Genomic DNA, 21618 nt, shown 5'->3' with positions numbered 1-21618 from the left:
TTTATGAAATCCGTCAAAGATGAAGCTAGACATGGTCTCCTTAAAGTTGGGTTCATCCTTGCGCGATCATTTACTCTTTCGGCCTTCGCGTTGTTCGTCGATACGCTAAGATTGGCAAGCGACGAGGCTGACAAATCCGGCCGGATTCTGGCCGACTGGCAGGTGTTGGGCAGCACCCGGCATCTCATTACGTCGAGTTGTGGTGTGCAGGTCGCGCCGACTTCGGATTTTATCGACCCGCACGAATTCCACTACATCGTCGTGGTTGGCGGGCTTCTGAATTCCGATGTCACCATCGACGGTCAAACTTCGGATTATCTGAAGAAAGCCGCAGCGCAAAAAGTGCCGCTGATCGGGCTCTGTACCGGCACATTTATTCTGGCCCGATTAGGGCTTATGAAATCGCACCAAACCTGTGTCAGCTGGCTGCACTATCAGGCATATCGTGAGCAATTCCCGGGCCATCCGGTTCGCTCGGACCGCCTGTTCAATCTCGACCGGAACCGCGGCTCCTGCGCCGGCGGTAGCACAGCGGCCGACATGGCCGCCTTTCTGGTCCGAAGGCACATCAGCAGGGACGCGGAGCGGAACGCCCTGGAAGTGCTGCAGATCGAGCGGGCGCGATCCGGGCTGGACATACAGCCGCGCAAGCCGCTTGACATCCAATGCCAGGATCCGCGCCTCAAGGCCGTGCTGATAACGATGGAGAGACATACTGAAGATGTGGTGCCGACGGAAAACCTTGCCGCATCCGTTGGATTGTCGCGGCGACAGCTCGAACGGTTATTCATGGAGGAAATGAAAGCGTCTCCCGGGATAGTTTACAAACGCATTCGCATGGAACGCGCCCGGCAGATGGTCCTCCAGACGAAGGCGCCGCTCATTGAGATCGCGTTGGAGGTTGGCTTTGATAGCGCTTCCCACTTCGCACGGCTCTTCCGCAGGCTCTACGGTCAATCGCCGACCGAGCTGCGTCGCGCGAACGCTTAAGGCGTTCACCAGAGACTCATTTCGCTAAACAGATGAGATTTCGGCAGGGCGACCGTTGACGGTTTTGAAGGAATTCGAATCCGAAAGACTACTATCATCCGGTTGGCCAACGAATGCAGCGTCTTCAGCTCGAATGCACTATTCAGCCTTGATGGCCTCTAGAGCGTCGTACGATTAACATGGCGCATATCCTGCTGCGTTGAAGAAGTTCCAGCATTCGGTTCGATTGAAGAGGTTACAGATTGAGCCGAGGACCTTTGTGAGGGTGTCGAAGGTTCTGGCGGCTGCGGTCCTGAGATGCGCTTTGATCTTGGAGAATGCCATTTCGATGGGATTGAGGTCTGGGCTGTAGGGCGGCAGGAAGAGGAACCATGCGCCATGATCCCGCAAGATCTCTGTGGCTCTTTTGCTTTTGTGGACGGCCAGGTTGTCAAGGATGACGACATCGCCGCGTGACAGTGTGGGGACGAGCTGGGTCTCGATATAGGTGTCGAAAGCAGCGCGGTTCATGGGGCGGTTTATGATCCATGGCGCGGTCAGTCCGAAGCATCGAAGCCCGGCGATGAAGGTCTGCGTTCCCCAATGTCCGAACGGCGCATCCATGCGCAACCGCTCGCCGCGCGGGCAGCGTCCACGCAGCCGAACCATCTTGGTATTCACGGATGTTTCGTCAATAAAGACAAGACGATGCGGTTCCAGCCGCATGCGTGGCTGACGCTTTGCGATCCAGGTGTCACGATCGTGGCGCACCGTCGCGCGTGCGCGTTCCGACGCCATAAGGGCTTTTTTTATATGTGAACCCTTCCGCCACCAGCACCCGTGACAGCGACGAAGGTGGAACACGAACACCGTGCGCCTCATCGAGCCTGTCGGCCAGTTCCGGCATGGTGATATCGGGTCTGGCTTCGACCTGCGCAATCAGGAACGACCGATAGGCCGCAAGCTTGCCGCTGCCGGACGGACGGCCCTGACGCGGAGGCGATACCGCTCCTGTCGTCCGGCGGCGCTGCATGAGGCGGATTGCCGTGCTGTCGCCGATGGCGAAACGACGCGCGGCCGCGCGGCAGGAATGCCCTGCCTCAACCATTGCCACAACGCGTTCGCGGATATCAAGTGAATGCGATTTGCCCATGAAACACCTCCGCTTGGAAGGGAATCATGAAATTCACCAAAATCAAACACCCAACGATTCACGTTTTGTGAACGATGCTCTAGCCAGATGCGGACGGCGACGGCTCCGCCTTCGGGATGGCCGACGGCACGCTTGCCGAGATAGCTTGCACGGCCGAGCCGTGGTTTCATCGACTTCGTGGAAGTTTGAAATGTGGTCCGGCTTTGTCCCGGCGAATTTGCTCCTCGATTTGCTATTCGACGAGGCGGTGACGAAGAAAAGGCCGCGGTCAATCTCCCATTCCACAGTCGCTAGACGCTAGGCCCTTGCTTTCCAATCGCTGCAATGCCGCTGTGCGTGGAATGTAAGCCGTTACACTTGAGCCGGACACGGGATCGAACGATGCGGGGTCAAGCAGGTAACCAGCGCACTCCGCCTTAAATTTTCGTGCCACGGGTTCTCCGCAGAGCTCAATGATCATACGCTCCAGCCGTGATGCCATCAGTGGCAGGGACTCGTCCAAAGAGCGAGATCGCGTGCCAATGGTGATCTGCCTGATCTGTGTCGACGAGTGATTGAACGCCACAATTGCGTGTAAGCGATCCGCAGCGCCACTGCGAACTGTGACACGTAGTCGAATAGGACGTTTGGCCAAAAATTGTTGGTCGATGGCCGCAAGGATCTCCTTGATCCTGTCATCAGGCATCACACCGCCATTGGTGACATCGGGGACAGAGCTGAGGCGATCCGGAAATCGTTGGTGTGCAACTAGTTTGGATTCGTCGCCGACCGTGTGAAAGTCTGGCGGAATTTCCGCAAGCCATGTGTGTCGCTTTGCGATCGCGAGGTGTTTCGCCGCCTCCTCACCATATTTCGAAACAGAATAGCTCCTCGTTCTGGTTCCCTCCTGGGAGGATATGTAGGCGACCCAACGAGGCTGAGGATCGTGTGCCTTGTAAACACCGGACACGCCACTGGTGTTGTCGCTTCGCCGGCAGTTCGCTTTCTCCCTCAAAGTTGCCGGCGGCCAGGCTTGCATGACTGCGTCGCGGTAATCGCGGGCCTGTTCGAAGGCAGCTTCAGCTGATCCGTAGGCGCTATCCTTGAACGTACGGCCGATTTGCTGACCTTGCCGACGCAGCACGAGCCTCCATGCGCCCGAGATGGAGCCTCTAGGGAACACACGCTTGAGTGCGTAAAAATGCTCACCGTCTCCGGAATTCGTGCGAGAAAGACGGCCAGGTTCGGTTGTTGCGGTATCAATTTCCGGCTCATCGCAGGCTTGATTTTCCAAGATAGCACCTATCTTTGATTGCGTCGAACACGTGTGGCACTCGCACCGCAAATCAAGCCTTACTGATCCTACGTTGTGAAAATCAAGAAGGGCACGCTGAAATGGCGCTTGAAGAACTTAGCGACACGCTTACGAGCGAAGGTTTTTCGCAGGTCGATCGCATAATTCGAGTTGAAACGATTTTGGGAGCCGACGTCCTTCTTGCAGAAGACCTCCATTATCGAGCCGGTATCAATGAATTGTTCGAATTGCGTGTGGACGTGCGAGCGAAACATGGCGAGATCGATCCCAAGAGGCTGATCGCCACGCTCGCCGACGTGTCGCTGGAAATCGGACAGGGACAACGCAAGAGCTGGAACGGTCTCATACAAGGTGTGACCGCCGGACCGCCGCTGACAAGAGGCGCGCGGGCCTATGCGCTGGTGATAAGGCCCCAACTCTTCCTGCTCAGCCAAAAATCGGACTGGCGCTCATGGCAGCATTTGTCGAGCGTCGATGTTGCCGAGATGCTGCTCTCAGAGCATGGCCTGCCTGCGCCAGACGTATCGGGCGTGATCCATCAGCCCAAGCCCATGGTCTATTCCGTTCAGGCGGGCGAGACGGATCTCGATTACCTCACCCGCCGTCTCGAGGCGGACGGGATTTTCTACTATTTTCGGCATGAGGGTGGTCAGAAAGGCTCGGTTTCGGCCAAGCATGTTCTTATCCTGGCAGATCATCAATCGGGTTATGACAAGCCAAGTAATGAGGCAGACGGGAAGGTTCGGTATGCCCTCGGCAGCTCTGATCGCAACCATATCAACAATTGGCTACAGCGTTTCGAATACTCTCCCGGCCGCCGCACCGGCGCGGACTACAACTTTCTGCATGTCGACATCCCGACAGCAAATGCCCCTTCGTTGATCGAACTCAACGGCAACCAGAAATATGAGCTGTTCGAATTCGGCTCCGTGGTCGGAGGCTATGGTGTCGGTTCCGCATCGGAAGGCATCGACAACGCCGAGGTGGAGAAACAATCCAGGTGGCGTATGCAGGCCACCGAAGTCGATCACAACCTCACCGAAGGCGCGTCAACCGTCCGGACCCTGGAGGTCGGCCAGAAGTTCCTGCCATACGATGTTGCCAATCCCGCCAACAAGTTCGAGGAAATGGTGGTCCACAAGATCGAGGTGACCGCGCGCGATCATTCCTATGAGGCGGCCGATCAGGACGAACCGGAATATGCCAACCGTTTCGTCGCCTTGCCTGCACGAGTGCCGGCGACGCCGCACCGTATAACATCCAAGCCGAGGATAGATGGAGTGCATGTTGGCTTCATCGCCGGGCCGGAAGGGGAAGAGATTCATACCGACCCGCACGGCCGTATCAAGCTTTGGATGCCATGGGATCGACGAGCCAAGAAGGACGGAAGCGACGGTCCGTGGGTTCGGGTTTCGCAGGCATGGGCGGGTTCGACCTGGGGTGGCCAGATCATCCCGCGCATCGGACAGGAGGCGATGGTAGCCTTTATCGGGGGCGATCCAGACCGTCCCGTGGTCCTGGGGCTTGCGCCGAACGCCCAGCAAACCGTCCCTTACGATCTGCCCGCAAACAAGACGCGTTCCACCTTCCGCTCCAATTCCCATAAGAGTGTCGGCTTCAACGAATTTTCGATGGAGGACAAGACGGGCGGGGAGAACATGTTCTTCCATGCCCAGAAGGATCATACTACACGCGTTCGCAACGACCGAACCGCCCGTATCGACAGTCACGATGTGCACTCGGTCGGCGGCAATCGCGCCGTTGAGGTAAGCGGGAACCAGAAGCACGAGATTGGTGGATCGGTGAATACCGTGGTCGGCGGCACGGGTCCCATGGCGTTGGCTCTGATGGGTGCGGTGCAAGGGCTCTCAGGTCATACCGCCGGATTGTTGGCTCAAGCTGGACAGATCGCCGGCGGTGGCGGAGCCGGACTTGCCGCATTTGCTGGAACGGTTGCTTCGTCGGCGCTGGGCTTTCTTGGTACGGGAGGACTCGCGAGCAGGGAAGGCGTCGTTTCAGGCCCCAGCCCAAGAGCGGATGCCGGCACGGATCTAGCCGGGTCGGGCACTGGTGTCGGGGACGCCGCGGGCGATCTTTTTCCGCTATCTGGCATCATGAACACGGTCGTCGGGTCGTTCAAATCCGACACGGTTGGTATCGCCCGCGTCGAGCAGATCGGCGTGAGCAAGGTGACGAACGTCGGCCAGACGTCAATGGAGAGTGTGGGCAAATTCAAGAAGATTGCGGTCGGTGAGGAATTTATCATCGAATGCGGCGATTCCAAATTCATCATGAAATCCAACGGTGAGGTGATTATTCTCGGCAAGAATTTTAATTTCGTCGCGACCGAGCATTTTCAAATGCGCGGCAAGCCGATCGATCATAACTGAGGTCGGCCTCTTCCATGGAACTGATCAACAGGACTCCGCTCCGCGCCTTTGCCTTCCGCCAGTTTGACCGGAACGGCGACCTGGATTGTATCGTTGCCGTTCGAGGCACCTTTCTACATCGGCAGGGACGGCCAGTCGCGCTGGCCGCAAGCCAGGAAGATTTCCAATGGACCGATAGCTATGCCGGCGATCCCCATGAGGGAATCATGCTTCGCCAGACCGATCTGACACCGGAAAAGCCCGGCACTGACATTACGTTCCTGGGTAGCGCCTACGCGCCAGGAGGCAAGGAGGCACCAAGCTGGACGTGTTCACTGCGGGTTGGCGCGAAGGAAAAATCCCTTCGAGTGCACGGCAGGCGATATTGGAGGCCAGTATTTCGAGATGGGTGGGCGGGGCTTGCCACTGATCGACCGAAACGCGTCCTGCAAGGCTGGAAGCTGGAAGGGCCCATGCCGACAAGCCAGACCACCATCGATTGGCATCATGCTTACGGAGGCATCGTACCGGGAACGGGCAATTCGGAGCAGGGTATCGCTGCTGATGTCGAGCCCGACAATCCACTTGGGCGTGGCATAGTCGATCCCAATTGCAGTGATGAAGCCATGATAGTCGAGGCCCCCTCGGTCACAGCTATCGATGAGGCGGGCCTCGATTGGAGCACGCGTTATCAACCCGAGGGTTTGGGTCCCATTCCTCCATGGTGGCATGCCCGGCAGCAATATACCGGCACTTATGATGATGACTGGCTCGCTCGCCGTCATCCACTGTTACCCTCCGACTTCGATCCGCGTTTCTGGCAATGCGGACATCCCGACCTCATCGCCCAGCCTTGGCTCAAGGGCGATGAGGATTATGAGCTGAACAATTTGCACCCCGATCTACCTCAAGCGAATGGACATCTGCCAGGCATCACCCTCGGTGTTCGATGCCAGCAGGAGGGAGAGGATAAATGGTTTCTCCTCAATCTCGACGGCGTGCAGTTCGACTGGCGAGACAGTGAAGCAATCCTCCTGACTTGGCGGGCTCGTTTTCCGTTACCAGAAGCGGATGGCGTACGCCTCACTCTCAACCGGGTGGTGTTCTCTCAAGAGCAGAGACAGCAAACGGAGGCCAATGACGCATGAGTCTGACACCTCCCAAAGACAATTACGCCGGGGAACCGCAATATCCATCCCCGTGGACGACCAGTCGACCACGCGAGGGATTGCGTGACAATGATGCCGCACGCATCGTCTCGCTATCACCGGATGTCTGCAAGACACCGATCGGCTCCTCGACGCCGCCAATTCCATATCCGATAGTCGACTTTTGTGGTCACGACGAGAACTATACGGAGTCGGTGCGCTTCACTAGCCAGAAGGTCATGGTGCTGCGTTCCAACACTTGTCACGTTCACGGTGACGAGCCGGGCCAGGCCAAGGGTGTGAAATCCGGAACCGTCGAAGGCATTTGCCAACCCGTCGAAGGCGCTGACCTGGTGCGAGCCGAGGGTTCGCCCATCATTACGCATCTCCACCGCTTCGACATGAACAACAGGAACACGGTGGGAGAGGCGTACTTCGTGCGCGACACCGCGACTTATCCGGCTCCCAAGGACAATGATCCAGTGCCAGGATCATTGCGGTCGGCAGGTTTTAGCAATCTCGACGAAGCTTTCGGGCCGGCGACTTCCTTGCCTGCCGGATCGTATCAGGTAGCCCAGGCTGCCACCGGAACGATGACGGACGCAGGCGGCGGATTTGGGGGAAGAAGCCCATCAAGAGGCACAACCACTGTTCCGCAATCGGGTGGCGCGACAACCGCGCCGGGGTCATGGACATCGAGGCTGCTGCGATGGAGCATTTTCGGGCGTGCTGAATCCGCAGCAAATATGCTGAATGATCTCAGTGGGGGAGCGGTTAATCGGGCACGCATCGAGAACCAACTCCATGAATTCGATTACTACGCCACGACTCCGAACCAGGGGCTAACTCCCGACCAGATGGCCATCTGGGCAAAGGGGGCGGCGGAAGTGCGCGCCACGGCCCTGCCAGCGGGCGATATGGATGCCTTTGATGCGATCAGAAAGAAAACAATAGACGCCATCGTGTCTTCGGCAGCGCAGGACAAAGCGAAAGCATCGGCGGCGACCGGCTCCAATGTTCGGGTGTCCGCTCAGCGCGAAGCCTGTGACGACATCTGCAAAATGGCATGCGAATGCATGAAGGACAGGCAGGGCGCGGAAACCTACACAGAATGCGTGGCGCGAAAGATCAGACGGGATAAATATGATCCCGACAATGGCACCCGCCCTGACGGAACTCCGCGTTATCCGAAAAGCACGGATGCGGATGGTCCTCGACCCGAGGTGAGTTATGATCCGAACAACGGCTACAAGGCGGCGGAAAGCCAGAATGCTACGGGCATGCCTTCCAGCCAGTATCCCAAGCGTGGCATGCCAAGGCCGGACATTTCCTGGTGGAAGGGTGGTAAACTATGGAAGATCTTTGAGCTCAAATTTCCAACATCCAGCGGCGGGGTCGACCGCGATACAGCTATGCAGCGCGATGGCGAGTATGAAAAAATCGCAGAAAAAAACGGCCTTGATCCGGAAAAAGATTTGATCAAGCTCGACGTTGGCGAAGATTGCGACTGCGAGGCAGGTAAGGCAAAACCTGACGCTCCCTGTTAAGAAGGAATGCCGGATGGAATATCCAGAAGACCTGAAACTTGATCCGAAAGATATCGAAGAACGTGGCGTCCTCCGGGCTGGGAGCAAACGCACCATACGTTCTCGCGTCGGCATTCTCTTGTCGATTTACTTTCTGGATGGATGGAAGAAGGAGAAGCGGCAGGCGTTACTCGATAACCTGGAAGACTATTTGACCCTCTTCGCAGACAAGATCACGCATTTTCAGCCATATGGTGATGGCAATAGCAAACGCATGCGGAGGTATAAGGGCAAGGGAAGTGTTGAGGATTTTTCGGGCGCCACCAGTCTGGATGTTTCCGAGACCGCGTATCTTTTCGCACAGCATGTCGATATGGCGGAGCCGGATGATCCCTCGCTCTACATGTTCATGGCATTCGGACATCAGCAGGGGCCGAAGAAGCCACTCTCGGGGATGAAGGTTTATCTGCCGCCGAGCTTCGTGTTCGAAAATCCTGACCGTTATGTTGAGCTTGTGACACGCTGGTCTGATCGGCTAGGCGCGATACACGGTTCTAGTGGTTTGGGTGTCCTCTCCATGCCGGGCTCAGAATTGATGGAGGATGCCTATCATTATCCCTGGATGATGCACTATCCGGGCCTGGAATATGACGCAATGGGAACGTATTGGGCGCAATGCGACGAGGGAGGTTACGAACGACCCCGCTCATCGAATTGGCTGACCATCCTCGGCTCGGCCAATCTTGACGCACTCGGCGGCGAAGACGCCATGATCCGCGAAAAGCTAACGCCCGATATCGAGGTGAAGCGATATTCGGGCGGCGTCGTATTGCGGGCCGGAAAGCTACCGGTGCTTGGAACGGCCGAGACGGGAGGCGTCCCAAAAACCTATCAGACAGTTGCTCGCTTTGTTGAGCCTATCCGGTTCGAGGATTATCGATACAATATCATGAAACTCCCACGGCCGATGCTCGACTTGGATCGTGAGGTCAGGCTCCAGGTAACCTTGAACTGGCTCAGACGTTTCGATCAGTGAGCGCAAAAGAAGAAGACGTGGGAAATTGTCAGCGAGAAAATCCGATGTCCGGCATCCGTCCTGTCGAGTTTGATTGGTCCGATACATGTATCGACGACGATGATCTGCAAGCAGTTGTTGACGCGCATCTTCGCTCGGATCAAAAGCTGCAAGCCTCTCTCTGTGCGGCCGCCGGTATAGGATATATAGCGGATACCCGCGGTCTTCGTTGTCCTTTTCCAGTACGAGAGATGCGAAGCGTTATGGTGTCGATGTCTCAAGGAGATAGAGTTATCCTGTTGACCGATGATCCCGTAGCAAAGATCGATATCCCTCATGCGGTGATGGAGGATAGCAATTATCTGAGGGTTAGGATCATCGTACAAACCGCAGACGTGTTTCTGATCGAAAAGTCATGATCGACCCGAGGTCGTCTTTTCCTTTTTATCGGTTCCCGAAAACTCTTCTACTTCTGAGGTGAATCGCGATCTGTACTGACGAGGCTGGGCGACGGATCGGATAAACCTTTAACCAAGTCGATGTGGAATTGCTTCAGAGCACGCTTTTGTTTGTGCTCCTTCCTCGCCTCGGTCCTAAAGCAAGCAGGCAGTCGAGCCCCAAAACGAGCCAAGCTTTTTCAATCGTTGCAAGGCCCTGAGATTCGGCTCCATGCCATTCAGGCGTAGGTATCGTAACTCGTCGGCCTTGAAAGGATTTGAGCGGTCATTCCACGATCAGAATTGTGAAGATTGTTTAGAGATGCACCATATTCGGTCCATCGAAAGTGCGGCAGTCCTGAATTGCTCGCTCCGGTGAGATCGCTCACGGTCTTACTAGGAGCATCTACCAGCGCAGAAACCGCTTTCCGGCGACGTAGCTGATCGTCACGACGATAAGAGTGGCAAGGGGATACCAGGTCACGACGAATAACGGACTGTCGTCGAAGCAGTTCATGGCGTAAAGGGTTGCTGCTATACCGACCGAAACAAGACCTGTCAGTGCACCTGCCCGCCCGGGGTTTGCCGGTGCGCCCTGGCGCATCGCAAGAAAAAGGAAAACTCCCGGCAACAGCGAAAGCGCGGGAATGATCGTCAGGCAATGCAGTGCATTATGTCCGATCATCTTTCTCAGCCAGAGATCCGAAGGCGTCACGAACAATTCAACGACGGTCGCCGCAACAAGTAGGAGCGGTGCAAGCAATAGCAGCCAGCGGCGAATACCCAGGTTGCTGCCGGGCCGAACCATCGGTCCGATCAGCGACACGGCTGTGGTGAACAAAGAAAGTGTCACCACAAACTTGAAAAGGAATCTGGTCGTCTCGACCGCCTGAGAGATGTCGTGCCTAAATCCCAGCGTTGAAAAGAACGCCGCGGAAGCAATCAGTGCTCCAGCCACAACCGCGCCCGTCAACGCGAACGTGAGATTGATCGGCCGCCGTGTATCCGCTGCTATCAGACTGATCAAATCTTCCGTCTTCACACGACCTATTCCCAATTCATGATCCGAACGCACGGATCCCGCCGATGACTATTCCCAACCACTGATATGGTGTTCCGAGACGAGGGCATCAATCGGCTTGTTGTCGCGCCTACATGTGATTGATTTCGTCATTCGACCATGCACCTCATCTGACAATATTCGAAAGCCGCATATCGACCAACAGCACACCTTGGATCGCCCGACCGAAATCCGCCCACCTCCACTGTCCGTCTCAAGAGCCGAAAAGAGACATCGTTCCCTGGCCTACCAGCGCAGCATATTTCGTCCAATCAAGGCACCGGTCGCAACGACAGTCGATATGGCGATGGGATACCAGAGAAGCACGAAAAGTGGGCTGTCGTCGTTGCAGTTAGCCGCGTAAAACGTCGCCGCAATCCCTGCCGACATCAGACCGGCCGTCGCGCCGGCAAGGACCGGCCTTGCTGGAGCTCCATGCCTCAACGCGGTGATAAAACAGGCCAAGGGGCCAAGGGAGAGCGCTGGAATGATCGTCAGGCAAAGCCTCGAATTGTGCCCTATCATGCGCGCAGCCCACATCGATGACGGCATGACCGAGAGCTCGAATACCGCCGCACCTACAGCCAGGATCAGCGGCACCAGCAATCCCCAGCTCTGCAGCCGCAACGATAGCCCTGGCTTACCAATGCGGAACATGACCAGGCCGCCGCTAACCCCCAGCGCAATGGTGATGGCGAATTTAAACAGGAAGCGACCCGTATCGATTGCCGTATCTATGTCCGCTCGGAAGCCGATGACCGAGAAAAATGCGATGGCCGCAATCAGGACCGCAGCAATCGTCGCCTGCTGAAGTAGATGGTTGAGGTGGGAGCGAACCGGCGCATCCTGGACAATCAGCGCAATGAGACTGCTTGTTTTCATTTCAGCTGCCCCGAATAGAGAGCGGACAATGCCTTCAACGCTCTATGGAGCGATACGCGCACGGCCACTTCCGTCATCTTGAGGCGCTCTGCCGTCTCGCGCACGCTCGAACCTTCGACCGAGATCGACTGTACGATCGTTTTCTGCGGATCCTTCAGCTGTCCCAGCATCCGGTCGATGTCCATGCGATCGGCGGCATCCGTGCGTTCGTCGCTTTCAAGCGTCGCGATGACGTCCTCCAAGGGAATGCTGACCCGCCGTCCCCTCCGCCGGAGACTGTCGATCAGCTTGTTGCGTACAAGAGTCGCCATCCACGGCCCAAGAGGCCGGGTCAGATCCCAGGTACCTCGCTTGAGATGTATAGCCAGCAACACTTCCTGAACCACGTCCTCGGCCTCGCTTGTCGCGCGCCGAACTGTTCGCACCGCTTGCGGGCAATCACGCGCAAATGCGGCGTGATTGCCGTCAGCAGTTTGTGGTAGGCCCGGCCGTCGCCCGCAATTGCGGACCGCATCCAGGAAGCCCATTGTTCTTCGCGCGCCAGATCTTTCATCCGACACACCCTATCTCGGAGAAAAAGGGGCAGTTGTTACAAAAGATGCCGTATTTTTTTGGAGAGGACACGAGGTCGTAGCCTTGAGATCCTGCAAGGAACTGCATTTCTTCATGATCAAGCCGATTCCAGTTGCTTTGGTGCATCGGGCTCAAGGAGCGCGAAAATGGGCCTGACGAGCCCCTCCAGGAGCTCCTTTTCAGGCCGGGTGCGTGCGAGAACCCGCACGCCAAGGAGCGCCCCCAAGAGCGTACGTGCGAGGTCTGATGCAGCCTGGCGATTGCCGATGCTGCCGTCTTCCTGCCCCCTTCGGATACAGCGCAGAAAGAAACCCTCGACTTGAACGAGGACGCCTGCCACGACGCGCTGAAATTCTTCATCATGCGGCGCAACCTCCAGAGCGGAATTAACCAGCATGCAGCCTTTCCGCTTGGTATCGCTCAGGGAACGGGTGATGATCTCGCCAAAGAATGCGCCGATCGCCTCGCGAGGCGGCTTCGATTCGAAGCGGCCGACGCGATCCACAAAACTATGCTCGACATAGAAATCCAGAGCCCTGCGATAGACCTCGCGCTTGTCACCAAACGCATTGTAGATGCTGGCGGTCGTCAACCCCATCACCTGCGCAAGATCGCGGATCGATGTCGCTTCATATCCCCTTTCCCAGAATTGCTCGACCGCCAGCTCCAGCACTCTTTCTTCGTCGAATTTTCTTGGCCGGGCCATACCTTCGTCTCTCGGAAATTTGATCGCGCCACCAGCATGGCTGCCAACTTGGCGGGATACATTTTATAACGACTGATTTAAAATACAATTGCGTGGCCACAAAGGTTACGCACACTTTCGTTCACGCTTGCGTTTCCGCGCCAGAGAAGACGGATGGCCGTTGTCTCGTCAAGCCGAACGCAAACGCATCCCGATGCCCCAGCGTTCTCAATATCGAACATCCGCAGCCAGTGGGCATTCAACGCCGAAATAGGAGAGGATCATGACCCAACTCGCACTGTTCGTTCAACTGAAGGCAAAGGCCGGAAAGGAAGAGGAAGTCGCTGCCTTTCTCACCGGCGCATCCGCCTTGCTGCAACAGGAACCCTTGACCGTTGCGTGGTTTGCGGTTCGCTTCGATAGATCCACCTTCGGCATCTTCGATGCTTTTGACGGGGAAGAAGGACGCCAGGCTCACCTCAACGGCCCGATCGCCGCTGCCCTCGTGGCAAAGTATGACGACCTCTTTGAAGGACCGCTCGATATCAGGCAAATCGAAGTGCTGGCCGATCGACTTCCGGTGTGAGAGCACTCGTTCCGGCACCGGACGCTGCTAGTTCCGGAAGCTTCGGTCTGCTTTCGCAAACTCAGCGGCGCGGAAGCGCGGTGTCGAGAAAAACCATGACGTGTTTCCAGTTTTCGGCAGCACCTCGCGGATCCTCGTCGGTCCGCAGCGTCGATGATCCGTGCACGCCGATCGCCGGAGTATATTGAACCGCCCTATGACCAGGCACCGCTCTTGCCAGTGCCTCGCCGCTCGATACCTCGCTGCTGTCGGGTGCGGAAGTGATGAAGACCGGAATGGAGAGGCTCGCCGCCGCCTTCTCGATCGAATAGCCCTGGATATATTCGGCCGGTGAAAAGGCAAGCAACGCCTTCACCTCGGGATGCCGTGCCGCAACGATGAAAACGAGCGCCGATGAATAGCTCGATCCCCAGACCGCAAGCGAGCCTGAGTGTTTGGCATTGCCGTAGGCGATGGCGGCCTCCAGATCGGGAAGGGCGTCGGCATAGTCGGCACTACCTCTCGCCTTGGCCGCCGTTTCATTGACGTGCCCCCAAAGATCACCGCCGGAGCGCTGGTCGATCGCGAGGGTCGCAAAGCCCGCCTTGTTGAGAACAGGCGCCAGGGGCGCATACTCGTTTCTGTTGGAGCCTGCCATGTGAAAGAGCAGGATAGTGCCGCGCGGCTTGCCTTCGGCCTCGCGAAAATCCCCGTATATCTTCACGCCATCCTTCGCATCGAAGGATACCGGTTCGGCGCGTGCCGGAACAGCAAGCATCGGGCTCAGCACCGCGACGGCGACGAGCAAAATGGACCGGAACGAACTCATATCTTCTCCCATACGAAATCATGGTGACGACACCCATACGGGCAAGAGTGCCTGCCTGTTACAATGGCAGGGGCAATCGCGGGGGCAGGAAGCCCCTCCGCCGATCACGAAGGCGTGAAGCTGTAACAACATCCGCCATACCGGCGAACTCTCGATATGCGCCTGGATGGTCCGGCGCGGTGCCGAATTGGGAGGCTTATCATGAAATATCCGGCCAGGATCGGCGGATCTGTCCTGTCGTCTTTGCTTATCGCTGCCGCAGCAACGCCTGCGTCGGCGGCTGACCATCAGCCGACGGTCGTGGAACTGTTCACCAGCCAAGGCTGCTCGTCCTGCCCGCCGGCCAATGCCAACCTCATCAAGATCAGCAACCGCAAGGATGTTCTGGCGCTCAGCTTCTCTGTGACATACTGGGATTACCTCGGCTGGAGGGATACGTATGGACGACCCGAGTTCACCGAGCGCCAGGTCACCTACGAGCCTTCTCTGAAACAGTCGGGCCCCTATACACCGCAAATGGTCATCAACGGCAGCGCGACGACCGTCGGAAACAATCTGCCTGAGATCGTGTCCCTGCTCGACGAAGCGCCTCGCCTGCGAGGCCCAGGTCTCACACTCAATCGGGATCGCATCGAAATCGGCTCCGGCTCCGAAGCTGGAGGCGCCGATGTCTGGCTGGTGCGATACGATCCCCGGATCGAGGCCGTTCCGGTCGCACGGGGTGAAAACAGCGGCACGACGCTGCAGCACACCCATGTGGTTCATCGCCTCGAGCGACTTGGTACGTGGGACGGGCATAGCGCCAGCTTCTCCCTGCCCGGGCCGGATGCCGGCTTGAAGACGGCGGTGCTGCTGCAGCGGCCAAATGGCGGGCCAATCCTCTCAGCCATTACGGATTGACGGGCCACTTCCGCTATAGAACCCGAGATTGAATTGCCGCTCGAACGGCGCGTTGCTCCGCTTATCTCGCCGGCGGATAGTTGGACGGAAATAGCGCTCGCTTCGTTTCCTCGTCATTCACGCGCTTGAAGGCATGGTCCTTGCCCGTCTCGCGCGCTCGGACAACAGCCGGGCGCGCATCAATCGTCTCGAAAAACCGCTGCAGATTCGGAAAAGACGCGAGCGGATTGTCGGTTCCCTTGAGCACCCGCGAGGCCCGATCGAGCCAGCCCCAGGCCGACATATCGGCAATGGTATAGGTATCGCCGACGATAAACGTCCGCCCTTCGAGATGATCGTTGAGAACCTGATAGTGGCGCTCCGCCTCGCGACGGTAGCGATTGACGGCGTAGTCGAGCCCAGCAGGAGCGGCATGCTGAAAATGCACCGCCTGGCCGGAGAAGGGACCAAGACCGGAGGCGAGGAACAGAAGCCAGGACAAAAGCTCGGGCCGATCCTCCGCCGAACCGAGAAACCTGCCGGTCTTCTCGGCGAGATAGATCAGGATCGCGGTCGAATCGAAGACGCGGGCTTCCTTGCCTCCAGGACCATCCGTGTCGAGGATAGCAGGCACCTTGCCATTGGGATTGATGGCCCGAAACCAGTCCGAATGCTGTTCGCCCTTGCTCGTGTCGACGGGCTTCAACTCGTAAGGGAGCTCGGTCTCCGCCAGGAAGAGCGCCACCTTGGCGGGATTGGGCGTCGGATGAAAATAGAAGCGGATCATCGATTGTCTCCCATGGTTTGCTTGCGCCTGCCGCCTTGCTTGCCTCGAACGGCGATGGCAGGCAATGATCGCCGTTCATGGCTGGAAGTGCCCTCTTGTTGGCAATCAGCACCGTTTTATTTCGATCGTTTTAAAACATAAGCGAGCGCCGATCAAATTAAGGTTGGAAACCAAAGCGATGACGCTCAAAAAGGTTTGGTCACAGCAAGCCAGGCAATCATCGCAAACGCGAGAAGAATGGCCACTGGCGCTGCAGCGAAGAGCGGATGAACTGGCCTTTCGTCCCGTAACAGGCGCTTCAGCGCCAATCCTTCGAGGCTGTGCAATCCGGTTAGAAAGACGGCGGGGATCATCTTCAGCATGAGCCAGGGCGAACTGTCCCACCCGGCGCCAAAGGCCATGGCAAATCCCGCCATCCAGACGGTGGCGAGCGCCGGTGTCGTCACGAAGCCATCCCAACGCAGGAGCGCTTCTCCATACCGGCCCATCTCCTTGCCGCTCGCCCCCGTGGCAGCCATCCGCAAGGCAAAGGCCATCGCCAACATGCCGCTAATCAGTATCACGACGGCAAAGACATGCAGCGCTTTGATGTAGAGATACATTAGCCATCGGCCTTGCGGCTGGTGAGGAGATCGGGAATCTCGGCCAGCGAATGAACCGTGATATCCGCCGCGTTATCCAACGTCTCGGCCTTGCCGCGCATCAGGCTGAAAAAGAACCGTTCGTCCAGACCGGTGCCAGTTAACGGTACCCGAGGATTGTCTGCGATGGTGCGCGCCACGCGGATAACGGTGAAGCCAAAGCTCTTCGCGCCGCAAATATCAAATCCGTTGGACGATATGAAAGCCACTTGCCCGCGCGAGACGCCAAGCTCTTCTTCAACACGCATATAGGCGGCCGGAGCTGGTTTGAAGGCGCGTTTCTCATCGACGCTGAGGATATGGTCGAGCGCCGTATCGAGCCCGGATTTGGCGGCAAGCGTCGACAGCATCGCCGGGCTGCCGTTCGAAAGGATGACCCGCTGGCGAGGGGCTAGCCGTCCAAGGCACTCCAGTACATCATCGTATGGCTTCAGATCGAGATAACTTGCGGCGACGTCCTCCAGAAGCTGTCCGCCGGCGCTGAGGTCAAGGGAGCGAAGGGTATACTCGAGCGAACGGAGCGTGATCGACCAGAAATCCTCATACCGTTCCATAAGCGTGACCAGCCATGAATATTCCAGCTGTTTCATCCGCCAAATGGCGGTGATCAGGCTGCCGCGACCGGGAAATGCGGCTTCGACGGCCCCCTCGACCGACTGGACATCGTAGAGCGTTCCGTAGGCGTCGAAAACGACTGCCTTGATTTCCCGACCGTCGATGGTCCTCTTCCTGGATGCTTGCATTTCGCCAGCCTCTCAATGTGCCGCCAAGGATGCCGGCATCAATATCAAGCTGTTACGGTCGTGGCCGGCTATAATTTTCAGCGGGATGCCCGCAGTCACCTTGATCGGCTCTGGAAACGGATGCAAGACCTGCAGCCAACCACCATCGGAATAGTCGTCGGGATGATTGGAAAACTCGATACCCTCTGCAAGATCGATCCTCATCCACTGCACGATCCCGACCGCCGTTCCATCCGCACTGACGGGAACATCGATGAGACGAATGTCTTCGGCATGTCTTGGACATGTGAGGTCGATGGTCTGAAGTTCGATATCAGGCGAGAGCCGCCTCCATTCCGTCATCGTGCCGTGAATCGGCAGGCGGTTGGCGGCAAGTCGCGTAAATTCCGACACGTCGAACCCGGACACCGCGCCCACGAACGCATAGTTGCCAAGCACATCGCTCTCAACCAGGCAACCAATGGCACTCGCTGCCCGCGGGATGATTGTCGCACCTTCGCTTATCAGGCGTGCATGGGCGTCCTCAAACGTATCGAGGACGTTCTCGGCCAAGAGATCACTCGACAGAATTTCGGAGACGAGAATGCCCGCGAGCTCCTGCATGTCGCGCCCGATAACCAGATCCGTCGATACCTTGTTGACCACGCTTACGCGGTTCGAAAGCCCGTTCTGTTCAATGATGCGTTCGGCCGTTTCCGCGATTACCGGCACCACCTCACACGCAACCACGTTCGTCGCACCCGCGCGTGCCGCCATCATCGACAACAAGCCGCTGCCGGCGCCGATATCGAGTATTTGCACCGATGGGCCATGCTCGGCGATGGCCCTCTTGATGGCTGCCTCGAACGCATCGTTGCGGCGAACATCGTTCAACATCGGAATATGCCAGAACGGAACAATCCGCGACGTGAGGCGGCGCATCTGGTGTCGCGGCATGACGCTGTCCGGTTGAAGGGATACCACACGGCGAAAACCGGCAAGAGCATCGCCATTGCGATCGGCTTGGGCGAGAGCGACCGATAGATTGTTCAACACAAGCGGATTGTCGGGGGACGCTTTGGCAGCGAATTCAAAACATCTGATCGCCTCGTTCGTTTCCCCCTGTTTGAGGAGTAGCGCGCCCTTGCCAAGAAGAGCAACCAGATGATCCGGCTCGATGCGAAGCATGTCGTTCCAATAGGTGATCGCGGCGTTCGTATCCCCCCTCAAGGTCGCAATACCCGCCAGCAACGGCAAAATATCCGGCACGCGATATCGATGTTGCAGCACTTCAAGATAATAATGCTCGGCGCGTTCGATTTCGCCCGATGCGTGAAACTTCATGGCCAGACTCAACGACTCGCGCGCCTCGACGAGCGCCTGAACTTCGCCCTCTGCCTTCATTGAATGCCCCCAGCTAGCCTGTTTAAGTTCTCTCTGCCGCTACGTTCGGGCTGATCGCTTTGTTACAAGGGTTCGACAAAAAAGATGGGCGCCGCCCCAAGCCGATAGATGGAGATGCGGACTGTAGCCTTTCATCGGCGCTAAACACTTGCCATGGGGGCTCGCATTCATGGCAAATCCCGTCTCGAACCATCGTATGGCGATCCCAATCGGAGATGGCGGGTCTCAGCGCACGAACCGCGACATCAGAGAGTTGAGGCCCGAGAGCAAGCCGATAGCGACAACCGCAAAAATCACATAGCGCAGTTCTTCGAACGGGGTACCATCAAGGTAGTCCAGGCCATATTCCCAGATGATGACGATGGCAACGGCAGCCAATGCAGCGAGCGAAAGACCAAGCAAATGGCGCCAAGGGTCGCGCGCGTGGCCGGTCATGCGCGAGCTCCATCGGCAAAGCGCTCGACCTTGAAGATCAAAAGATCGTCGCGCCGCTCGATCGTTCCTTCAAGGACCACCGGCACGCTTGTCTTGTCGAGCAACCCCTTCGGCATGGGTCCGCCGTCCTTTGCCGCCAACAGGAAGAAGATATGCCCGTCGACGGGTGCAGTCGAAACGAAAACAGGCGGGACGCCGCCCGAAATGCAGAGATTGGCGCAGGCCTTGTGTGCAAGCCCTTTTCCCGGCTTCATGGCCCCGCCGCTGCATTTCCCGTCGCAAATCTCACCCGTAAGCCGCCATCGCCCGAGATCTTGTGGTGGCGAGACGGCTGGCAGCACCGAACGCTGCACTCTCGCTGTCTTCAAGTCGTCCCCACCGCCGACCAACAGCATCTCCAGATCCCCGCGCTTGACGAAGATGCCACCGACCTCAACTGCTTTGCCGGAAAGTGGCAGAGCGCGGTCGTCGACACCGAATTTTCCGGAGCCTCCGAGCATGATGGCACGGGCGGGCTGCCCCCCGTTTCCCGGCACTCGCAGGATCGGATATGGCGCCACCTCCATCCTGCCGATGAGATGTTCGCCGTGTAGTTCATCCGCATAGCTTCCAGCCCCAGGGCTTTCGGTGCTGAGAGACAGGAACACGGAAGCTGATGCCATTCCGGCGATGAAGAAAACGACGAAACCGATCATCAATGCCTTGACGTCAGCCGGCACCTTTTTGAAATAGCCGACAAAAAAGCCGCGTTCGGCGGGTTTCAGCATCATGCGCCTCCTTGCTTTGCAGGCGTTGCAGAAGCTGCAAGCAATTCTCCGGGGATGGGAAACGGTTCGAGTTTCGTGCCAAGCGGCAGGGGTTCGGGATCGACAAGCACGGTCGATCCCTTCAATTGCACGCGATATTTGCGGATGCGCTCTCGGAACGGCGGCGGCGAGCAGCCATCCTCGAGACGATACTGGTAGCCGTGCCATGGACATGTGATGAAGCCGAGCACGACCTTGCCCTCGCCAACCGGTCCGTTTTGGTGCGAGCAGACGTTCGACACAGCCGATAGACCACCCTTGGAACGAAATATCGCAATGCGCTCCCCGCCTGGAGCAGCGCCGATAATTGCCCTGCCCTCGGCAATCTCGGAGAGATCGCCGACAACGATCCAGGGCTCTTCAGCGGCCTCTGCGCAAGCAGCGTCGTCGATTGATGTTTCACGGCGCCCGGCAATCAGATGCAGGGTGCAGAGCATCACCAGGCCACCGAGTGCCAAGAAGCCGAGGGCAAGATCGCGACGATCAAGCAATGCTCCAAGCGCCACATGCATAATGATGGCGGCATAGGCGAAATAGACGCTCATATGGATCGCCTTCCACAAAGGAGGCGTCAGAAAAGAGAGCCAGAAGTCGTGGCTGGTTACGGCAAGAACGGCCAGGATAATCAATGCGAAGACGCCGAAAAGTTCAAAGGGGAAGCCGACGACACTGGTGAAGCTGGTATTGCTGGTCAAAAGTGCCGTCAACGGCGGCGTCGGACTGAAGGAAAAATACCATCCGAGCACGTAATAGGCATGCGTCATCGCGATAATGGCGGTCATCACGCCGAAGTGGCGTCTGTTATAGAGCAAAGGGAGAAAACGCGTATCGATGCGAGATATCGGACCTATCGCAAGCACGATGGTCAGCATCAGTAATGCCAGCGAGCCGAAGGCGCGCATGCGCTGCGTTGGCAGATCGACGTCGCGCAGCGCAGACGAAAGCATTGGTCCGGCTTTAAGGAAAAGCAATATGTAGACGGCAATGCCAGTCAATAGGACACCGTCGTAGATCATCTTCGTTCGGTTCCAGATGACCGGCTTGTAGGATACGCTCACGGCTGCGCTCCTTGTGAGGCCGCGCCATCCAGGCGAACCGCCGGCGCATCGGCCGGCAGCTTCGGAGCGCTGGCGAAGACGACGCCAAGCAGCAGCGGCAGGGCAATCGCCAGGCCGGTCCAGATCACCGCATGAGCGCGACGATGTTGGCGCCGCATGCTATTCTCCTTCCTTCGTCAAGCGCAGCCACCGCCAGACAACGAGCGGCCACAGGAGAACAAGGCCGGGGACCAGCAGAGGCCTCACGGCATAGGCGTCATGGGCGCCGGGATCGACCTTGTCGAAACCGAAGAGCAGGAACGCGATTGCAACAGCGAGACCAATGCCGGCCCATGACATCAGCGCTGCGGCGACTGGACCCGACGGATCGAACATGTCAGC

At 57.7% G+C, this 21618-nt stretch carries 23 protein-coding genes and 2 pseudogenes; 8 read left to right on the top strand and 17 right to left on the bottom strand.

Annotated features, from left to right (window positions below; genetic code table 11):
* Nucleotides 1-3: 3 nt before the first annotated feature.
* Nucleotides 4-990, top strand: coding sequence for a GlxA family transcriptional regulator (locus BSK43_RS16570; RefSeq protein ID WP_136687021.1), 987 nt, complete (start codon nucleotides 4-6; stop codon nucleotides 988-990).
* A gap of 174 nt (nucleotides 991-1164) precedes the next feature.
* On the opposite strand, the gene BSK43_RS16565 is transcribed toward BSK43_RS16570, so the two are convergent.
* The 3 genes and pseudogenes from BSK43_RS16565 to BSK43_RS16555 all read right to left on the bottom strand — a co-directional run bounded on the left by BSK43_RS16565 (nucleotide 1165) and on the right by BSK43_RS16555 (nucleotide 3395).
* Nucleotides 1165-2122, bottom strand: a protein-coding gene (locus tag BSK43_RS16565) for an IS630 family transposase (RefSeq protein WP_281406631.1) whose coding sequence is annotated in 2 segments (ribosomal slippage) — nucleotides 1165-1770 and nucleotides 1772-2122 — 957 coding nt in all. Because the reading frame shifts where the segments join, the coding sequence is not laid out codon by codon here.
* Between the two features lie 77 nt (nucleotides 2123-2199).
* A pseudogene (locus BSK43_RS16560) lies at nucleotides 2200-2304 on the bottom strand (DAK2 domain-containing protein); the annotation flags it as partial.
* A gap of 86 nt (nucleotides 2305-2390) precedes the next feature.
* Nucleotides 2391-3395, bottom strand: a complete 1005-nt coding sequence (locus BSK43_RS16555) for an AP2/ERF family transcription factor (protein WP_136687019.1) — start codon at nucleotides 3393-3395, stop codon at nucleotides 2391-2393.
* 14 nt (nucleotides 3396-3409) lie between these two features.
* On the opposite strand from BSK43_RS16555, the gene tssI reads away from it, so the two are divergent.
* From tssI to BSK43_RS16530, 5 genes are all read left to right on the top strand, one after another.
* Nucleotides 3410-5806: a type VI secretion system tip protein TssI/VgrG gene (tssI, locus tag BSK43_RS16550; protein ID WP_348641753.1), complete on the top strand. Its 2397-nt coding sequence runs from the start codon at nucleotides 3410-3412 to the stop codon at nucleotides 5804-5806.
* Between the two features lie 14 nt (nucleotides 5807-5820).
* Nucleotides 5821-6933, top strand: coding sequence for a DUF2169 domain-containing protein (locus BSK43_RS16545; RefSeq protein WP_077472363.1), 1113 nt, complete (start codon nucleotides 5821-5823; stop codon nucleotides 6931-6933).
* A gap of 80 nt (nucleotides 6934-7013) precedes the next feature.
* Entirely contained in the window at nucleotides 7014-8480 is a 1467-nt protein-coding gene (locus BSK43_RS16540; protein ID WP_246662602.1) for a DUF4150 domain-containing protein, read from the top strand.
* A 13-nt stretch (nucleotides 8481-8493) separates the two neighbouring features.
* Nucleotides 8494-9495, top strand: coding sequence for a type VI immunity family protein (locus tag BSK43_RS16535; protein WP_077472364.1), 1002 nt, complete (start codon nucleotides 8494-8496; stop codon nucleotides 9493-9495).
* A gap of 44 nt (nucleotides 9496-9539) precedes the next feature.
* Nucleotides 9540-9893 carry a sulfurtransferase TusA family protein gene (locus tag BSK43_RS16530; protein ID WP_077472365.1) on the top strand — a complete coding sequence of 118 codons (354 nt, stop codon included), beginning with the start codon at nucleotides 9540-9542 and terminating at the stop codon, nucleotides 9891-9893.
* 424 nt (nucleotides 9894-10317) lie between these two features.
* Here BSK43_RS16530 and BSK43_RS16525 read toward each other — a convergent pair whose 3' ends face one another.
* The 4 genes and pseudogenes from BSK43_RS16525 to BSK43_RS16510 form a co-directional block, all read right to left on the bottom strand.
* Nucleotides 10318-10953 carry a DUF1109 domain-containing protein gene (locus BSK43_RS16525; RefSeq protein WP_077472366.1) on the bottom strand — a complete coding sequence of 212 codons (636 nt, stop codon included), beginning with the start codon at nucleotides 10951-10953 and terminating at the stop codon, nucleotides 10318-10320.
* Between the two features lie 264 nt (nucleotides 10954-11217).
* Nucleotides 11218-11853 carry a DUF1109 domain-containing protein gene (locus BSK43_RS16520; RefSeq protein ID WP_077472367.1) on the bottom strand — a complete coding sequence of 212 codons (636 nt, stop codon included), beginning with the start codon at nucleotides 11851-11853 and terminating at the stop codon, nucleotides 11218-11220.
* Nucleotides 11850-12406, bottom strand: a pseudogene (locus BSK43_RS16515) (sigma-70 family RNA polymerase sigma factor). The gene BSK43_RS16520 and the pseudogene BSK43_RS16515 overlap by 4 nt, the downstream one beginning before the upstream one ends.
* A 117-nt stretch (nucleotides 12407-12523) precedes the next feature.
* A complete protein-coding gene (locus BSK43_RS16510) occupies nucleotides 12524-13132 on the bottom strand; it encodes a TetR/AcrR family transcriptional regulator (protein WP_077472368.1) in 609 nt (202 codons plus the stop codon).
* Between the two features lie 262 nt (nucleotides 13133-13394).
* Here BSK43_RS16510 and BSK43_RS16505 point away from each other — a divergent pair, with 262 nt between their 5' ends.
* The gene (locus BSK43_RS16505; RefSeq protein WP_077472369.1) at nucleotides 13395-13697 is read left to right on the top strand and encodes an antibiotic biosynthesis monooxygenase; all 303 of its coding nucleotides are present in this window, start codon (nucleotides 13395-13397) and stop codon (nucleotides 13695-13697) included.
* Between the two features lie 61 nt (nucleotides 13698-13758).
* Here the strand turns inward: BSK43_RS16505 and BSK43_RS16500 are convergent, their stop codons facing one another.
* Nucleotides 13759-14505: an alpha/beta hydrolase gene (locus BSK43_RS16500; RefSeq protein ID WP_205910621.1), complete on the bottom strand. Its 747-nt coding sequence runs from the start codon at nucleotides 14503-14505 to the stop codon at nucleotides 13759-13761.
* 201 nt (nucleotides 14506-14706) lie between these two features.
* On the opposite strand from BSK43_RS16500, the gene BSK43_RS16495 reads away from it, so the two are divergent.
* Complete coding sequence (locus BSK43_RS16495; protein ID WP_077472370.1) at nucleotides 14707-15405, top strand: DUF1223 domain-containing protein; 699 nt, start codon at nucleotides 14707-14709, stop codon at nucleotides 15403-15405.
* 61 nt (nucleotides 15406-15466) lie between these two features.
* Here BSK43_RS16495 and BSK43_RS16490 read toward each other — a convergent pair whose 3' ends face one another.
* The 9 genes from BSK43_RS16490 to BSK43_RS16455 all read right to left on the bottom strand — a co-directional run bounded on the left by BSK43_RS16490 (nucleotide 15467) and on the right by BSK43_RS16455 (nucleotide 21612).
* Nucleotides 15467-16171 (bottom strand): glutathione S-transferase C-terminal domain-containing protein, encoded by a 705-nt coding sequence (locus BSK43_RS16490; protein WP_077472371.1) that lies wholly within the window; start codon nucleotides 16169-16171, stop codon nucleotides 15467-15469.
* 185 nt (nucleotides 16172-16356) lie between these two features.
* The gene (locus tag BSK43_RS16485; protein ID WP_068396432.1) at nucleotides 16357-16773 is read right to left on the bottom strand and encodes a CopD family protein; all 417 of its coding nucleotides are present in this window, start codon (nucleotides 16771-16773) and stop codon (nucleotides 16357-16359) included.
* The gene (locus tag BSK43_RS16480; protein ID WP_077472372.1) at nucleotides 16773-17555 is read right to left on the bottom strand and encodes a haloacid dehalogenase type II; all 783 of its coding nucleotides are present in this window, start codon (nucleotides 17553-17555) and stop codon (nucleotides 16773-16775) included. Before BSK43_RS16480 ends, BSK43_RS16485 begins: the two co-directional genes overlap by 1 nt.
* A gap of 12 nt (nucleotides 17556-17567) precedes the next feature.
* Nucleotides 17568-18938, bottom strand: coding sequence for a tetratricopeptide repeat protein (locus BSK43_RS16475; protein ID WP_077472373.1), 1371 nt, complete (start codon nucleotides 18936-18938; stop codon nucleotides 17568-17570).
* 225 nt (nucleotides 18939-19163) lie between these two features.
* A complete protein-coding gene (locus tag BSK43_RS16470; RefSeq protein ID WP_077472374.1) occupies nucleotides 19164-19373 on the bottom strand; it encodes a hypothetical protein in 210 nt (69 codons plus the stop codon).
* On the bottom strand, nucleotides 19370-20143 hold the full coding sequence (locus tag BSK43_RS16465; RefSeq protein WP_246662601.1) for a hypothetical protein: 774 nt from the start codon (nucleotides 20141-20143) through the stop codon (nucleotides 19370-19372). Before BSK43_RS16465 ends, BSK43_RS16470 begins: the two co-directional genes overlap by 4 nt.
* Nucleotides 20140-21237, bottom strand: a complete 1098-nt coding sequence (locus tag BSK43_RS16460; protein ID WP_077472376.1) for a Rieske 2Fe-2S domain-containing protein — start codon at nucleotides 21235-21237, stop codon at nucleotides 20140-20142. Before BSK43_RS16460 ends, BSK43_RS16465 begins: the two co-directional genes overlap by 4 nt.
* Nucleotides 21234-21395 carry a hypothetical protein gene (locus BSK43_RS35120; protein WP_169055417.1) on the bottom strand — a complete coding sequence of 54 codons (162 nt, stop codon included), beginning with the start codon at nucleotides 21393-21395 and terminating at the stop codon, nucleotides 21234-21236. Before BSK43_RS35120 ends, BSK43_RS16460 begins: the two co-directional genes overlap by 4 nt.
* Before the next feature lies 1 nt (nucleotide 21396).
* A complete protein-coding gene (locus BSK43_RS16455; RefSeq protein ID WP_077472377.1) occupies nucleotides 21397-21612 on the bottom strand; it encodes a hypothetical protein in 216 nt (71 codons plus the stop codon).
* Nucleotides 21613-21618 lie beyond the last annotated feature (6 nt).

This window comes from Rhizobium sp. P44RR-XXIV (assembly GCF_001999485.2).
Taxonomy (GTDB): Bacteria; Pseudomonadota; Alphaproteobacteria; order Rhizobiales; family Rhizobiaceae; genus Rhizobium.
This window is presented reverse-complemented; position numbering and strand designations above follow the sequence as displayed.

Excerpts from the sequence above, each read along its gene's own strand:
- BSK43_RS16570 (WP_136687021.1), top strand. The coding sequence starts at position 4 with ATGAAATCCGTCAAAGATGAAGCTAGACATGGTCTCCTTAAAGTTGGG.
- BSK43_RS16545 (WP_077472363.1), top strand. The coding sequence starts at position 5,821 with ATGGAACTGATCAACAGGACTCCGCTCCGCGCCTTTGCCTTCCGCCAG.
- BSK43_RS16535 (WP_077472364.1), top strand. The coding sequence starts at position 8,494 with ATGGAATATCCAGAAGACCTGAAACTTGATCCGAAAGATATCGAAGAA.
- BSK43_RS16530 (WP_077472365.1), top strand. The coding sequence starts at position 9,540 with ATGTCCGGCATCCGTCCTGTCGAGTTTGATTGGTCCGATACATGTATC.
- BSK43_RS16520 (WP_077472367.1), bottom strand. The coding sequence starts at position 11,853 with ATGAAAACAAGCAGTCTCATTGCGCTGATTGTCCAGGATGCGCCGGTT.
- BSK43_RS16510 (WP_077472368.1), bottom strand. The coding sequence starts at position 13,132 with ATGGCCCGGCCAAGAAAATTCGACGAAGAAAGAGTGCTGGAGCTGGCG.
- BSK43_RS16505 (WP_077472369.1), top strand. The coding sequence starts at position 13,395 with ATGACCCAACTCGCACTGTTCGTTCAACTGAAGGCAAAGGCCGGAAAG.
- BSK43_RS16500 (WP_205910621.1), bottom strand. The coding sequence starts at position 14,505 with ATGAGTTCGTTCCGGTCCATTTTGCTCGTCGCCGTCGCGGTGCTGAGC.
- BSK43_RS16495 (WP_077472370.1), top strand. The coding sequence starts at position 14,707 with ATGAAATATCCGGCCAGGATCGGCGGATCTGTCCTGTCGTCTTTGCTT.
- BSK43_RS16490 (WP_077472371.1), bottom strand. The coding sequence starts at position 16,171 with ATGATCCGCTTCTATTTTCATCCGACGCCCAATCCCGCCAAGGTGGCG.
- BSK43_RS16485 (WP_068396432.1), bottom strand. The coding sequence starts at position 16,773 with ATGTATCTCTACATCAAAGCGCTGCATGTCTTTGCCGTCGTGATACTG.
- BSK43_RS16480 (WP_077472372.1), bottom strand. The coding sequence starts at position 17,555 with ATGCAAGCATCCAGGAAGAGGACCATCGACGGTCGGGAAATCAAGGCA.
- BSK43_RS16475 (WP_077472373.1), bottom strand. The coding sequence starts at position 18,938 with ATGAAGGCAGAGGGCGAAGTTCAGGCGCTCGTCGAGGCGCGCGAGTCG.
- BSK43_RS16470 (WP_077472374.1), bottom strand. The coding sequence starts at position 19,373 with ATGACCGGCCACGCGCGCGACCCTTGGCGCCATTTGCTTGGTCTTTCG.
- BSK43_RS16465 (WP_246662601.1), bottom strand. The coding sequence starts at position 20,143 with ATGATGCTGAAACCCGCCGAACGCGGCTTTTTTGTCGGCTATTTCAAA.
- BSK43_RS35120 (WP_169055417.1), bottom strand. The coding sequence starts at position 21,395 with ATGCGGCGCCAACATCGTCGCGCTCATGCGGTGATCTGGACCGGCCTG.
- BSK43_RS16455 (WP_077472377.1), bottom strand. The coding sequence starts at position 21,612 with ATGTTCGATCCGTCGGGTCCAGTCGCCGCAGCGCTGATGTCATGGGCC.